The sequence below is a fragment of the Psychrobacter sp. bablab_jr014 genome (assembly GCF_016464015.1).
GTDB lineage: Bacteria > Pseudomonadota > Gammaproteobacteria > Pseudomonadales > Moraxellaceae > Psychrobacter.
The window spans coordinates 148,438-163,554 of the sequence record NZ_JACDXT010000009.1 but is presented as its reverse complement, the minus strand read 5'-3'; the positions used below and the strand labels follow the sequence as shown (position 1 = coordinate 163,554).

General features: G+C 50.0%; 14 protein-coding genes. 6 read left to right on the top strand and 8 right to left on the bottom strand.

The window, feature by feature from the left end; all coding sequences use genetic code 11:
- Positions 1–38: 38 nt before the first annotated feature.
- The 8 genes from scpB to mrdA all read right to left on the bottom strand — a co-directional run bounded on the left by scpB (position 39) and on the right by mrdA (position 7,588).
- Positions 39–620 carry an SMC-Scp complex subunit ScpB gene (gene scpB, locus JIE71_RS02685; protein WP_199507177.1) on the bottom strand — a complete coding sequence of 194 codons (582 nt, stop codon included), beginning with the start codon at positions 618–620 and terminating at the stop codon, positions 39–41.
- 42 nt (positions 621–662) lie between these two features.
- Positions 663–1,538, bottom strand: a complete 876-nt coding sequence (locus JIE71_RS02680; protein ID WP_199507214.1) for a segregation and condensation protein A — start codon at positions 1,536–1,538, stop codon at positions 663–665.
- Positions 1,539–1,566: 28 nt separating this feature from the next.
- Positions 1,567–2,619, bottom strand: a complete 1,053-nt coding sequence (locus JIE71_RS02675) for a tryptophan--tRNA ligase (RefSeq protein ID WP_199507176.1) — start codon at positions 2,617–2,619, stop codon at positions 1,567–1,569.
- Between the two features lie 105 nt (positions 2,620–2,724).
- Complete coding sequence (locus JIE71_RS02670) at positions 2,725–3,798, bottom strand: lipid A biosynthesis acyltransferase (protein WP_199507175.1); 1,074 nt, start codon at positions 3,796–3,798, stop codon at positions 2,725–2,727.
- A gap of 218 nt (positions 3,799–4,016) precedes the next feature.
- Complete coding sequence (rpsI, locus tag JIE71_RS02665; protein WP_199507174.1) at positions 4,017–4,403, bottom strand: 30S ribosomal protein S9; 387 nt, start codon at positions 4,401–4,403, stop codon at positions 4,017–4,019.
- A gap of 10 nt (positions 4,404–4,413) precedes the next feature.
- Entirely contained in the window at positions 4,414–4,842 is a 429-nt protein-coding gene (gene rplM, locus JIE71_RS02660) for a 50S ribosomal protein L13 (protein ID WP_199507173.1), read from the bottom strand.
- Between the two features lie 168 nt (positions 4,843–5,010).
- Complete coding sequence (gene rsmD, locus JIE71_RS02655) at positions 5,011–5,679, bottom strand: 16S rRNA (guanine(966)-N(2))-methyltransferase RsmD (RefSeq protein WP_199507172.1); 669 nt, start codon at positions 5,677–5,679, stop codon at positions 5,011–5,013.
- Positions 5,680–5,698: 19 nt separating this feature from the next.
- Entirely contained in the window at positions 5,699–7,588 is a 1,890-nt protein-coding gene (mrdA, locus tag JIE71_RS02650; RefSeq protein WP_199507171.1) for a penicillin-binding protein 2, read from the bottom strand.
- 380 nt (positions 7,589–7,968) lie between these two features.
- On the opposite strand from mrdA, the gene JIE71_RS02645 reads away from it, so the two are divergent.
- The 6 genes from JIE71_RS02645 (at position 7,969) to adk (ending at position 14,926) form a co-directional block, all read left to right on the top strand.
- Entirely contained in the window at positions 7,969–9,306 is a 1,338-nt protein-coding gene (locus JIE71_RS02645) for a hypothetical protein (protein ID WP_199507170.1), read from the top strand.
- Positions 9,307–9,556: 250 nt separating this feature from the next.
- A complete protein-coding gene (locus JIE71_RS02640; RefSeq protein ID WP_199507169.1) occupies positions 9,557–11,536 on the top strand; it encodes a heme lyase CcmF/NrfE family subunit in 1,980 nt (659 codons plus the stop codon).
- Between the two features lie 53 nt (positions 11,537–11,589).
- Positions 11,590–12,183 (top strand): DsbE family thiol:disulfide interchange protein, encoded by a 594-nt coding sequence (locus tag JIE71_RS02635; RefSeq protein ID WP_199507168.1) that lies wholly within the window; start codon positions 11,590–11,592, stop codon positions 12,181–12,183.
- A gap of 68 nt (positions 12,184–12,251) precedes the next feature.
- Positions 12,252–12,743 (top strand): cytochrome c-type biogenesis protein, encoded by a 492-nt coding sequence (locus tag JIE71_RS02630; protein ID WP_228284506.1) that lies wholly within the window; start codon positions 12,252–12,254, stop codon positions 12,741–12,743.
- Positions 12,740–14,020, top strand: a complete 1,281-nt coding sequence (gene ccmI, locus JIE71_RS02625) for a c-type cytochrome biogenesis protein CcmI (RefSeq protein WP_199507166.1) — start codon at positions 12,740–12,742, stop codon at positions 14,018–14,020. Before JIE71_RS02630 ends, ccmI begins: the two co-directional genes overlap by 4 nt.
- 249 nt (positions 14,021–14,269) lie before the next feature.
- On the top strand, positions 14,270–14,926 hold the full coding sequence (adk, locus tag JIE71_RS02620) for an adenylate kinase (RefSeq protein ID WP_199507213.1): 657 nt from the start codon (positions 14,270–14,272) through the stop codon (positions 14,924–14,926).
- The last annotated feature ends 191 nt before the right edge of the window (positions 14,927–15,117 follow it).

Below are 15,117 nucleotides of genomic sequence, written 5' to 3'. Positions count from 1 at the left end.
AACATGAAGTTTAGCGCCCTTTTTGTGTCGCTGTATTTCTAAGTTAACCCTGCCATATCAGGCATTGGCGGTAGCTCATCCAAACTACTTAAGCCAAACGCATCCAAAAACTGCGGTGTGGTATGTAATAGCGCAGGCTGTCCAAGTGTGTCTTTATAACCCTCTTCCTTAATCCAGCCTTTATCAAACAACTGGCGCAAGATATTGCTTGAGAGCGTCACCCCGCGCACTTGCTCAATATCGCTACGAGTGACGGGCTGCTTATAGGCAATGATGCTGATTGTTTCTAATAAGGCTTGGCTTAAGCGTTCTTGACGCTGAGGAAAGACGTGCTGAATGAGCGGGCTGTAAGTATCGCGAATCTGCAAGCGGTAACCGCTGGCAGTGACTTTTAGCTCTAATACGCCTTCGCTTAGGCGGGCTTGTAGTAATACCAGGGCCGCATTCAGCTGTTTTTGCGAAATGTCCAAGGATTTTTTTAGACTGGCAGCCGTGAGCGGCGCTTCGGTTGCGTGTAATAAGACCTCAATATGACGGCTTATGGTCAATAGTTGCGGCGCGTCATCATTATTGATTGACGATAAGGCATGGGTATCGTCATTAGGCAGGGTAGAAGGCATGACGTGGGTACTCGTACGAATGGGGTAAAAAATAAATCAAAGCTACGCCAGCCATGCCAGCGTTAAGGTTTGCGCGTCTAGCGTTTCGGGCGCAGAAATATCGTCATCGGCAGACATGCTCTCAGGTACGATACCGACCAATTGCCGTTTCATCAGCTCCAGCACCGCAACAAAACTAACGACTACACCCATTTTACCTTGCGACTTATCAAGTAACGTATAAAAGCGCTGCGTACCTTCAGTGCTCAGTTGACGACTGATACTAGCGATACGGTCAGCAAGTGGCACGCTGTCTTTATTAATCGTATGCATGTGATGCTGCGGGTTCATCTGCATTTTAAACAAGCTTTCAATCAGTAGGTTGGGCGAGTAGTTGGGCAATTCTGCCGCCATGGCTTCAGCGGAAGGCATACTGACCCATGCCAAAAACACATCGCGCTCAAGGCGCAATAGATTATCCAAGCGTGCGCTGGCTTCTTTGATTTGCGCATATGTCTCTAGACGTGCAATCAGCTCGGCTTTTGGGTCGCGCTCATCGTGCGGCGTTTCAGGCTTGGGCAGTAGCAGTTCGGTTTTAATAGCGATTAAGGTCGATGCCATCAGCAGATAATCACCCGCCAATTCAAAATGCTCGGTATCGAGACCATTAATATAGGTCAAATACTGCTCGGTAATGGGAAAAATAGGCATTTGCGTCAAATCGACATTGTTCTTTTTGACCAAATACAGTAAAAAGTCCAACGGCCCTGCAAACTGCTCCAGCCAAATGGCAAATGCTTGTGGCGGGACGTACAAATCATCAGGCAGCTGAGTGACAGGCGTTTGATAGATATGCACAAACGATGCCACAGACGTATCTGCGGCATCGGTACGGTCATCATCAATAGGTGACAATGCTAGCGCATCAGGTGAGGACATCACATCAAAACTGCCTATTGCTTGCTACTTATTTCAGCTTCGCTAGCGGACGAATGCCAATGGCACGGCGTGCTTTATCAAGTTGCTTACGGCTATGACGACGGGCTTTATCCGCGCCCATTTGCAGGATTTCTTCCAGCTCTTTTGGGTTTGCCATCAGCTCTTGATAACGGGCGCGGAAAGGGGCGATCTCGTTATTAATCTGCTGGAACAGCTTTTCTTTAGCGTCGCCCCAGCCGATACCCGCCGCATACTGCGCGCGCAATTCGCTGATTTCTTCGGGCGTGGCAAAGGCTTTATAAATCTCAAAAATCGCTGAGGTGTCAGGGTCTTTGGGTTCTTCAGGCAGCTGTGAATTGGTGACGATTTTCATGATGGCTTTACGCATCATTTTTTCAGGGTCGGCTTGGCTATTAAACTCTCCAAAGAGTGGAATCACATTGTTATAGCTTTTGCTCATTTTACGCCCGTCAAGCCCTGTCAACAGTGGCGTATTGTCATCAACGACCGCTTCAGGCTCAGTAAAGAGAGGCTTATAACGATGGTTAAAGGTGCCCGCGATATCACGCGCCATCTCGATATGCTGGATTTGGTCACGACCGACGGGCACGTGAGTCGCGTTAAACATCAAAATATCTGCCGCCATCAGCACAGGGTAGCCAAACAAACCCATGTTAATGCCTTGATCAGCATCAACGTCTTCTTTTTCCATATTGGCATCGACCGCCGCCTTATAGGCGTGCGCACGGTTCATAAGCCCCTTGGCACATGAGCAGCTCAAAATCCACGACAGCTCTGGAATCTCAGGCACGTCCGACTGACGATAAAAGGTCACACGCTCAGGGTCAAGACCACAGGCAATCCAAGTTGCGGCGATGGCTTTGGTCGATTCGTGAATAATCGCAGGATCGTGACAGCCAATGATACCATGATAATCGGCAAGAAAGAAAAAGGCATCGTCATCGCTGTTTTGAATCGACTGAATGGCAGGGCGAATCGCGCCGACATAGTTGCCAAGATGAGGAATGCCCGTTGGTTTGATACCCGTAAGAATGCGTTTGGTCGTAGAGTTATCGCTCATGAAAAGTCCGTCGTATTTTATTTTTAAGCAAAAAAAGTAAAGTAAAAATCAGCAGTGGGCAGTATAACAAATTTCTAATATCGCTTATACGCTTTTGGCATGCGCTTATTTATAGATGTCACTGCGCCCTTCGGGGGTATTCTTATAGCGGCGGTGAAACCACATCCACTGCGTTGGGTCGATACGAATTAAGGACTCTAATATTTCATTCACCCGCGCCGCGTCATGCACTTCGTCATTGCTCGGATAATCGGTCATCGTCTCAGTGATGGTGATATGATAATGCGGACGTTTGCCCTTGGGTATATTGTCTGGTGTTTGACGATATGTGTGTAGCGCCATGACCGCAGGCGGGTTGGTTTTACTACCCAATTTTGCCAAACGTCGTGAAGCGGTGATGGTCGCCGCAGGCACGCCAAAGAAGGGCGCCATGACCCCTTGTTTTAGCCCATAATCTTGGTCAGGCGAGTACCAAATCACATGCCCTGCCTTAATCGCGCCAACAAGGCTACGCATATCACGGCTGGATATCTGTTGCCCAAACACATTAGTGCGCCCGTTATATACAAACCACTCGAGTAGCGGATTGTTTTGCGGGCGATACATACAGTCAGCAGGGAAAAACTGGGTACACAGACGCCCGCCCAAATCGAGTAGCGTATAATGCGCACCCAATAAAATCACCGCGCGCCCTTCTTTTTGTGCAGTAATCAGATGTTGTAAGCCTGAGATAGAAAACGTGCGCTTAAACACATTGGGGCGAAACCAAGCGCAAAGCGTTTCAAACACACCGATGCCTTGATTGACAAAGACTTGCTTTGCCATCAGCTCGCGCTCGGCGGCGGGCTTTTCAGGGAAGGCGAGTCCAAGATTAATCAGCGTATCGCGGCGGCGAGATTTCGCCACGCGGTAAATCAATATGCCAAGCTTGCGACCCAGCCAAAACTGCACACGCAGCGGCAAATACATTAGCGGCAAAATCAGCGCGAACGTCAGCCAAATGCCCCAGTATTTAGGCAGCAAAAACTGCCACTCAAACGGCTTTTTTTCGGCACTTGAGGTTTGCTTGTGCGTTTCGGTCAAGGACGGACTGTCACTGACAGGAATGGACGCATTTGCATTGCTCGGCGTTTTGGGCGTGCTGTCGCGTTTTGGGTCGAATTGTTCTGGCACTGTCATAATAAAATGCTGGTCAAAAAGATAAACTAAGATGATGGGGCAGTTTTATGCGCTTTGCAAGTCGTGAGCATGCGCTTCTGTGACTGCAACGCTTATATCACAGTATCAGATAACACAAGCGCATAAAAAAACCCCAAACACTGCAAGCAGTATATGGGGCTTTTGATGCTCTGGCAAAACAGGCGGAGAAATAAACCACCTGTAAAGCCGCGTGCAAATTAACGCTTTGAGAATTGAGGACGTTTACGTGCTTTACGTAGACCCAATTTCTTACGTTCAACTTGACGAGAGTCACGAGTAACGAAGCCAGCTGCTTTTAGGGCAGGCTTTAGGCTTTCGTCTGACTCGATCAATGCGCGAGTGATACCGTGACGGATAGCACCTGCTTGACCATTGATACCACCACCAGCAACGGTGATGTATAGGTCATAAGCGGTCGCTGAGTCTAGTAGCTCTAGTGGCTGACGAACAACCATGCGTGAAGTTTCACGGCTGAAGTATTCGTCTAGTGGCTTGCCGTTTACGACGATGTTACCAGTACCTTTTGACAAAAAGACACGAGCAGTAGACGTCTTGCGGCGACCAGTTCCGTAATTGCGTTCCATAAGTGACTCCTTAGATGTCTAGTTCTTTAGGTTGCTGAGCGGCGTGTGGATGCTCTGTGCCAGCATACAGCTTCAGCTTCTTGATCATCGCATAGCCAAGAGGACCTTTTGGAAGCATACCCTTAACAGCTTTGTGTAGAACATCTTCAGGCTTATGTGCAATCAGCTTGGTGAAGTTGGTTTCTTTGATACCGCCTGGGTAGCCGCTGTGACGATAGTATTTCTTGTCTTGCGCTTTTTTACCCGTTACTGCAATTTTGTCAGCATTGATGACGACAATGAAGTCACCAGTGTCAACGTGGGGGGTAAAAGATGCCTTATGCTTACCGCGTAGGCGATGAGCGATTTGGCTCGCTAGGCGACCAAGGGTTTTGCCGTCAGCATCAACGACATACCAGTCATGGGTCACTTCAGCTGGTTTTGCACTAAGTGTTTTCATGATAAAACCTTAAATTAAAATTCGTTGAGAGTTTGGGAACGGGGCTCTCAAAAAACAGACTGCACATTATAAGCAGTAGTGTATACGGTTGCAAGCGGCATCGCGCTTTTATTTCGCCCGCTGAATATATTTACTGTGATTTGGCAGTGATGTGTCGGAAAAGAGATATTATGACGAGCCAAGCTGATAAAGTCCAGCCATAACTTGACCGACTTTCGTCTGTTTTAGACAAATGGGCGTTTGCATCTGCTTTTTGCTCAACGTATCGGCGTTTTTGGCGCACCACTCATTCATAATCACCTCAATATCACGGTCGGCTTCGACATACAGGAGCGTATGCGGGGCTAGGCGATGGGTTGCAAGGAGCGCATCTAATATCGGCTGCCATAAGTTGGCGGCATACGGTGGATCAAGAAAAACCACATCGAAGACCGAGTCACTGTCCGCTAGGGCTTGATTGGCTAAATACTGCTCGGCGGGCGCGTGGGCAATGTGATACGCTGCGCTGTCCAAATGCAGGCTTTGTGCGTTTTTTTGTAGCATGGTGTATTGTGCGGTATTGGCTTCGATAAAGGTGCAGTGCGCCGCGCCGCGTGATAAGGCTTCAAAACCGAGCACCCCACTACCTGCGCAAGCGTCCAACACGCGCGCGTCATACAAGTCGCCCATCAGCCAATTAAACAGCGTTTCGCGCAAGCGATCAGGGGTCGGGCGCAGACCATCAGCGGCGATAAAGGAGACGTTACGCCGTTTGAGCTGTCCGCCGATGATGCGTACTTCGCTGGCAGCTTTGGGCTCAGTCGATTTTGGGCGGCGAGTTTTGGCAGATTTTTTCATAAGCGCTTATCTTGTCGGGTTATTCTGTGTCAGGTTGGCTGATTGTGCTTGTATTGGGCTGCGGTTTTTTTGGCGGCGTTAGCGGTGCTTCGGGGCGCTGCAACAGCCAATAATCAAAAAGCGCACGTCCAATAGGGGCGGCGACACTACTGCCACCACCGCCATTTTCGACCAGTACGGCAAGGGCAATTTGTGGATTATCAACGGGGGCAAAGCCATTAAACCACGCGTGATCCCAGTAGCGCTCATCAATCTTGGACTTATCATAGCTTGCGCCTTGGGCGATGGATTTTACCTGCGCTGTGCCTGTTTTGCCAGCGATGCGGTATAGCGGGGTGTAGATGCGCCGTGCCGTGCCGTTTTTGACCGTATCTTCCATCGCGTCTTGCATTTTTTGCCAGTCTTCCTCCTCGCCATTATATTCAATGCGCGGGGCTTGCGACACCAATGCTTGCGCGGCGGCGTCATCGACTTTGATGACATGCGGGGTGATGCGTTTGCCTTTATTCGCCATGATGGCAGTCGCATTGGCAATCTGTAAGGGCGTGGCTAAGAAATACCCTTGTCCAATACTGACTGAAATGGTCTCACCTGGTAGCCAGCGCTGATTGTAGGTTTGCGCTTTCCATAACGGGCTTGGCATGATGCCTACCTTTTCATTAGGTAAATCAATGCCTGTCTTACTGCCAAAGCCAAAACGCACCATCCAATCATGCAAGCGCTCAATCCCCATTTCATAAGACAACTTATAATAGTAGGTGTCCACCGACATCATAATAGATTTTTTGAGATTGACCGTGCCATGACCGCCGCGTTTCCAATCCCGAAAGCGATGCGAGTCGCCAGGTAAGCTGAAATAACCTGGGTCAAAAATGGTCGTTTTCCATGTACGCAGGCCGTAATGAATCCCGCCCAAGCCTTCAAAGGGCTTGATGGTCGAGCCAGGCGGGTACATGCCTTGCAAAGCGCGGTTATACAGCGGCTGGTCTTCGTCATCGCGCAGCGCGCCATAATCGTCAAAAGAAATGCCTGAAATAAAGGGATTGGGGTCGTAGCTTGGGTTGCTCACAAACGCCAGCACCCCGCCATCACGCGGGTCAATTGCCACAATCGCGCCGCGTCGTCCTGCCAGCTGCTGGGCGGCGACTTTTTGTAAGCCATAATCAAGGCTCACGTGCAAATCTTTGCCAGCGGTTGCGGGTAGAGTATTTAGCTCGCGCAAAATGTCGCCATGCGCGTTGGTTTCTACTTCTTGGTAGCCTGGCTGCCCAAGGAGCTGGTCTTCGTACTCACGCTCGATACCAATCTTACCAATCAAGTCCGTGCCTGCGTAACGCGCCTTATCAATCTGCTGGCTGTCTTTATCATTAATACGCCCGACATAGCCGAGCACATGGGCAAACAGCTCATTGTACGGATAAGTGCGTATCAAGGTGTTTTGAATGCGCACGCCTGAAAAGAACGGCTGGCGCTCACTAAAACGCGCCATCTCTGCGCTACTGATATCGACTTTTAGGGTAATGGGGTCGTGCGGGTCGTCTTGCAGGCGCTTTAATAGCTCCCCAACCGCCTCAGGGGATAAATCAAAAATCGGCGCAAGCTGTGCGAGCATTTGCGCTGGCTTGGGCGTCTCATCAGGATACAGCACCGCAGTAAATACAGGATGGTTGCCCGCGATAATAATGCCATTACGGTCATAAATATCCCCACGCGTGGGCGGCAAGGGCAGCTGCTTGGTGCGGTTGTCTTCAGCGCGTTTGACATACGTTTCGTGCGCGACCGTTTGTAAATAGCCATAGCGCAATAAAAGCACAGCAAACCCAAGCAGCATCAGTGCAGCAAAGACCCACAAGCGGCGCATAAACTGCTGCTGTACACGCTGTTTTTGAGATGAAAACAAAGAAGACATGATAAAGCGCGGACTCAAATAAAGGCAAAAAAGGTGCAACAAGCAGGCGAAACGCGGCGCAAACGGCGGCTGTATTTTAGTATAACAAAAGATAGCTTACCGTTTTGCAGATAAGTATCTTGATGTGTGTTGGGTGTGCTTATAAAGGCTAAGTATGTTAAAATCATGCGATTTTATTTGTCGTGGGTTGTCGTGGGTTGTCGTGGACACGTGCGCTACAAATAAAATCCATGCAACATCGAGCGTCTGTTTGGTCACGGTTGGCTGGTGGCTTTGATATGGGCTTGGTGTTTTGTTTGCATGACCGCAGCTGGGGTCGTCTGCATCGCTCGGGCGACAGATTACATTCGGTGATAATGGGTTCATAGAGGCACACCGTCATGGTCATCTCATCTATATGGCAAGCGCTGGTCGAGCACCCTGAGTTTGTCGCCATGCTGACCATCCCGCCTGTGACGGCATTCGTCACATGGGCGCATGTCTGGATGGCACTTAAGATGCTGTTTTATCCCATTAAGTTTTGGGGCATTCGTGTCGCACATTTTCCTTTTTTTGGTCTGCCAGGGATTGGCTGGCAAGGCATCGTTCCGCGTAAGGCGGGCAAGATATCAGGCGTCATTGTCGATCAGACGCTCTCAAAGCTCGGCTCATTGGATGAATTTTTTAAGGCGATGGAGCCTGAGCAAATGGCGGCATTCATCACCGATACTGTCGATGAAAACCTTGAGTCGCTGATTGATGAGATTATGCTTGAGCGCTCCGAGTCTTTGTGGCGCAACATTCCTTTCGCTGTAAAGCGGCGCATTTATAATCAAGCGCATGAAGCGCTGCCCAATATTATGCAGTCTTTAGTCATGGACTTGACGCACAATGTCGAAGATTTGGTCGATATGCGTCAGATGATTGTCAATAAAATGGAAGGCGACCGCCGCTTGATGGTCAATATGTTCCTAAAAGTGGGACAAAAAGAGATTGATTTTATCTGGCACATCAGTGCGCTGATTGGCTTGGTGTTTGGCATTATCCAGATGTTTATTTTCTTGGTGGTGCCGCAGCATTGGACGGTGCCGTTTTTTGCTGCCGTGTGGGGTCTTTTGACCAATTGGATTGCCATTTGGATGGTATTTAATCCTGTTCAGCCGCGCTTTATTCCTTATATTAAGTGGTTTTCGCTGACTAAGCGTGCGCCATTTATTCGCTTGCACGTGCCGCATGTGGCGAGATATCGCTGGCAGGGCGGCTTTATGAAGCGCCAAGAAGAAGTGTCTGAAGTGTTTGCCGATATTGTGGTGCGTGAGCTGGTGACGCTTGAGAACATCATGAACGAGATGATGTATGGCGAGCGCGCCGCGCAGACCCGCGAGCTGATGAAGTCGCACTTATATGATGTGTTAGATACGCCTGTGATACGTACCACACTACGGGTGAGCCTCGGTCGTCGCGAGTTTGGGCATTTAAAGAACACTATTATTGATAAGTCCATCACCGCGACCATGACCCCGCTGCGCGACCCTGAACTAAACGAGAGTCGCGCCAGTAAGATTTTTGGACTGTTTCGTGACCGCATCCGCGCTTTGTCACCCGATGAGTTTCAAAATCTGCTGCGTCCTGCCTTTCGTGAAGATGAGATGACGCTGATTATTTTGGGCGGACTCACAGGCTTCTTAGCAGGCTGGCTGCATTTGGTATTGGTGTTTTTTCCTGCGATGGGCTCATAACAGCGCATGGCAGTCCGTTTTTTGCAATACCACTTTAGAGGCGCGCTCCGAAGTGGCTGGGCGAGATGCTAAGTAGGCGAGATGTTGTTCCCTTTGGGTTTGTCGGTTATCCGCGATGATGGCGTGCTGTCGTCAGCAATAACAAAGCAGACGTGAATGAACAATATGGGCCAGCTATACTCAGCATTGATAATACGCGTCATCATTGCGCTTTGTGTTGATGGTCGTTCGGTAAATAAGGTTTGATGGTATGTTAATCACAGAACTGGGCTATTTTGCCTTGCTGTCCGCTTTTTTCTTGGCGATTTTGCAAGTGGTGTTACCGACGGTAGGCATCATGCGCGAGCAGGTGGCGTGGCAGCGCTTGGCGCCGAGCCTTGCATGGGCGCAACTGGCGGCAATGCTGGTATCGTTTGGCGCGCTGATGGCGGGCTTTTATTACAATGACTTTAGCTTGATCTATGTGGTACAGCACTCTAATACGCTGCTGCCTTGGTATTACAAGCTGTCGGCAACATGGGGTGGGCACGAAGGCTCGCTGCTTTTGTGGATGACCATCATGGCCATTTGGTGCGCGCTGGTATCGTACTTTAGCCGTGGTTTGCCGCTAGCGATGCGCGCCCGCGTATTGGTAATTTTGGCAGGCGTGCAGATGATGATGCTGGCGATGCTGATTTTTACCTCCTCTCCTTTTGACCGCACCTTACCCAACCTGCCTGTTGATGGCGCAGACTTAAACCCTGTACTCCAAGACCCTGGTCTGATTATTCACCCGCCGATGCTGTATATGGGCTATGTGGGTATGGTTGTGCCGTTTGCTTTTTGTATGGCGGCATTGTGGGCAGGGCGCTTGGATGCGGTGTGGACACGCTGGTCACGCCCATGGACGCAGGCGGCTTGGGGTTTTTTAACGCTCGGTATTGCGCTTGGATCATGGTGGGCGTATTACGAGCTTGGTTGGGGCGGATGGTGGTTCTGGGATCCTGTCGAAAACGCCTCACTCTTGCCTTGGCTGGCGGGAACCGCGCTATTGCATTCGTTAGCAGTGACCGAAAAACGCGGAGTGTTTAAGGCATGGACGATTATGCTGGCGATTTTCTCGTTTGCCTTGAGTCTGCTCGGCACCTTCTTGGTACGTTCAGGCGTGATTACCTCGGTGCATTCGTTCGCCGCTGACCCGACACGCGGGATGGTGATTTTGGCGATTTTGGGTGTGGTCGTTGGTGGCGGCTTATTGATGTTTGCCATTCGTGGCTGGCGCTTGACGGTTGAGAGTCATTATAAGCTCATCTCGCGCGAGTCCTTTTTGGTCATCAACAATGTGGTGATTTTGATTGCTACCTTGGTTGTATTACTAGGCACACTGTATCCGATTATCGCCGATGCCTTTAACCTTGGTCAGGTGTCTGTCGGCCCTCCTTACTTTAACGCGCTGTTCGTTCCTTTAACGTGGCTATTGCTACTGGCGCTGGGCATGGGCGCAAATATTCGCTGGAAAAAAGACAAGCGTCCGTTGCTCGGTGTGGCGATGACCATTGCGGTCAGCTCGGCGGTCTTGGGTGCGCTTGTCGCTTACTTTACCCATCCGACCGCGATGCTAAACATTGCAGTGACCGTTGCGCTCAGCGCGTGGGTACTGATGTGGATGGTTGTCGATATCAAAGACAAAAGCAAAAACGCCAGCGGTCTATGGGCGGGCATGCGTCAGCTGCGTCAGAGCTACTGGGGTATGCAGGTCGCGCACGTGGGCGTATTGGTTGCGGCGATTGGTGTTGCCGTGACCACCAGCCTCAGCATTGAGCGTGATGTGGCGCTCGGTATCGGCGATACGATCCAAGTCCAAGGCTATGACTTTGATGTTAAGGATTTCCATGATGTCAAAGGCAGTAACTTTGATGGTATCCAAGCGGAAGTGTTGGTCAGTAAAGACGGACGGGAAGTGACCACCTTATATCCAGAAAAGCGCACTTACGTGGTCAGCATGATGCCGATGAATGAGGCGGCGATTGACGCAAGCCTACTGCGCGATGTGTACGTGGCGCTCGGTGAGCCGATTGCTGAGGGCAGTAACCAGTGGGCGGTGCGTATTTATGTCAAGCCGTTGGTGCGCTGGATTTGGCTCGGCGCAATTATCATGGCATTGGGCGCGGCGCTCAGTATGCTTGATAAACGCTATCGTCTTAAAAAGGTCGATACCAAAGCGTCGCTGGCGATGATGCAGGACAAGTGATATGAACCGCAAAAGAGTTGTACAACAGCAATTGAGTAAAGGGCGTATAAACAATGCGTAAAAAACAGATGAAAATATGGTTTTTGATACCGCTTGTGGTCTTTGCGGGGCTGTGCATCATGCTGTATATGCGCCTTGGCAAGCCGACAGAGATTGTCACCAACACCGCGCTTGAGCGTCCTGTGCCTGCTTTCAAGCTGCCATTATTGTCCGACACCTCGCGTATGGTGACCAATGACAATTTGCCCAAGCAGCCCTATCTGATGAACATTTGGGGCTCATGGTGCCCGACCTGTATCGTTGAGCATCCGTTTTTGCTTGAGCTGGAAGAGCGCGGCGTGAACATCGTGGGTGTCAATTATAAAGACGAGATTGGCAATGCGCTCAGCTATCTTAACGAGCGCGGCGACCCATTCTCCATGTCTATCCAAGACAGCAAAGGGCAGTTCGCGCTTGATTTGGGTTTGACGGGCGCGCCTGAGACGTTCGTGGTCGATGCAGAGGGCGTGATACGTCAGCACATCATTGGCGAGTTGAACGAACAAAACTGGCAAGAGCGCGTTGCGCCGTGTTTGATGGTATTAAGCAGTGCCAGCACTAAGGGTGCAGCGCCGAGTGAGAGTGAGCTTGCGGAGGTGTGCCAATGATAACGGGGTCTTCATTACGTGCGCTGATCGTCCGTTTGCGTTTGCTGGGTGCCAGTTTACTAGCGGCGATGGTGCTTAGTGTTGCTGCTCATGCCGCGATTGATGTCTATGAGTTTGATTCGCCGCAGCAAGAAGCACAGTACCGCGGGCTGATTGAGGAGCTGCGTTGCCCAAAATGCCAAAACCAAAATTTGGCAGGCTCAGATGCACCCATTGCCCAAGATTTGAAACAAAAAACCTATGATTTGGTTCAAGAAGGGCGCAGCGATACTGAGATTCGCAGCTATATGCAGGATCGTTATGGCGACTTTATCAGTTACCGTCCGCCTGTACGTCCTTCAACGTGGATACTGTGGTTTTTCCCGCCACTTTTGCTGATCTTATTGTTGACTGGTTGGTTTTGGCGTACTAAGCGTCGTCAGCTTGAAACCAGTGGTGCTCGTAAAATCGAGCAAGATGACGCGCCTCAGCCATTGAGTGCAAGTGAACAAGCTGAGCTGGACAAGTTATTAGCACGCAGCCAGCCAGACGCCACCCGTAGCCAAAAGGATTCCTTATGACCGTATTTCCGACCCTTGGCCTATTCTTTTCGCTCAGTCTATTGGTAGCACTGCTGTTAGCAGTTATCGTCCTTGTGCCTTGGCTACGTGCTTCGCGTCAAAAAAATGTGGCGGTAGACAACCAACTGCTTGATCTAAACGTTGCCGTGTTTCGTGAGCGCCTAGCAGAATTGGCCACGGACAAAGACAATGGTACGATTGATACGGCGCATTATGAGCAGCAAAAATTAGAGCTGGAGCGTCAGCTGTTAGATGCGCAAAAACAAGTTGCGCCTATGGTCGCCCCCAGCGTCAAAAGCCGCTTAATCATCATCGTTTGGGTGCCTGTACTAGCATTTATGGCGTACTTTTTAATCAGCGACCGCACGCCTGTGTTTGAGCTGTGGCAAGCTGAAGACAAAGTCGGTCAAGTGGCAGATGACCTATTGACAGGTAAGATTGATCAGCCGCCAGCATGGGCGATTGAGAATGGACAACAACTGATTAGCGCCATGCAGACCAATGTCTATCGTCATGCTGATGATCCTGATCGCTGGATGCGCCTCTCCGAGCTGTTCTTATCACTTGAAGCGACCGATTCTGCCATTGAGTCCTTGTCACGTGCATATCGTTTGTCGCCTGACAATGAAGAGATTGCGACCACGTACGCGCAGATCAGCTTTTTTGCCAATCAAGGACAAATCGATGCCAACAGTCGTCGCGTATTAGAAGGCGTACTGGCGAAAAATCCGCAACATGAAGGCGCACAGATGCTCATGGCAATGGGTGAAGCGCGTGCCAACAACTTCGCGCAAGCGCGTGGCTGGATTGCGCGTTTACGTGAAAGTATCGCTGCCAAGCCAGGTGACCACAGTCAAGCGCTGGACAGTCTCGACACACTCAGCGCCAATATTGACACCCAAGAGCAGCAAGCCTCACAAGGCATTGATGTTACGGTGCATATTAATAGTAGCTTGTTACCTTTGGTCAAGGCAGACGACGTACTGTTCGTCGCGATTCGTGACGTGGCAGGTGGCCCACCATACGCCGCCAAGCGCTTACCAATCAGCAGCATCAAACAAGGCAAAGCCGAAGTACGGCTAAGTGACCTTGACGCCATGATGCCAGGACGTACCATTCATAGGGCGCGTGCGGACAAGGTACAGCTCGCCGTCGTTGCCCGCATCAGCCATAGTGGTAATGCCGTTGCCGAATCTGGCGACTTGTCAGGCAATCCTGTGGTTATCGGCGCTGATGTGAATGCAGTTAATGTTGAGATTAATCAGCAAGTGCCTTGATTTGGAGTAACTTACTTTTAAGTCAATGTGACAATAAATATGCCATTATTTTTGTTAATGATGGCAAGCATAAATGGTTGCCATAAATACCGATAAATCAGCGATAAACGGTGATTTATCGGTTGCTTTTTTCAACGTCTTGGCAATAACGATGAAAAAAACTTGAGCTTTATACCTGCACAGGGTAAGGTAGCCAAGACAATTTAAAACACCCGAAAATCTTGCCTATTAAAGGAGTCACGTATCATGATGCGTATTATTTTGCTTGGACCACCAGGCGCTGGCAAAGGCACACAAGCACAGTTCATCTCTCAAGAATTTGATATCCCGCAAATCTCAACAGGCGATATGCTACGTGCGGCAATCAAAGAGGGCAGCGAACTGGGTCGCCAAGCCGAAAGCATCATGAATGCAGGTGGCTTGGTTTCTGATGATTTAATCATCAACTTGGTAAAAGAGCGTATTGCCAAGCCTGATTGTGCCAATGGCTGCATCTTCGATGGCTTCCCGCGCACCATCCCACAAGCGCAAGCATTGGCGGATGCGGACGTCGCTATCAATCACGTGGTCGAAATCAGCGTGCCTGATGACGAAATCGTGAGCCGTCTGTCAGGTCGCCGTCAGCACCCAGGTTCAGGCCGTGTGTACCACATCGCGCACAACCCACCAAAAGAAGAGGGCATTGACGACGTCACTGGCGAGCCATTGATTCAGCGTGATGATGACAAAGAAGACACCATCCGTGAGCGTCTGTCTACATATCATCAGCAAACCGCTGCTTTGGTTGGTTTTTATCAAGAAAAAGCGCAAGAAGGTGCAGACGCGCCAGCATATACCAAGTTTGACGGCACACAAGCCATCGATGAGGTAAAAGAGCAAGTACTCAGCACGCTAAAAGGCGAATAATCGCTTATGGTAGGTCAACGACTAAACGGTTGACCTAGACCTATCAGCGTAAAACCCCAATGCCGCTTATGGCCTTGGGGTTTTTTAACCTACCCTTTAAAATAGCCTAAGTAAATTATACTGCTCAACGATGTCAATTTCTATAAAGTTGTATGGCTGTCTTAGCCTTGACCCAAACACGCCTTGTAGTA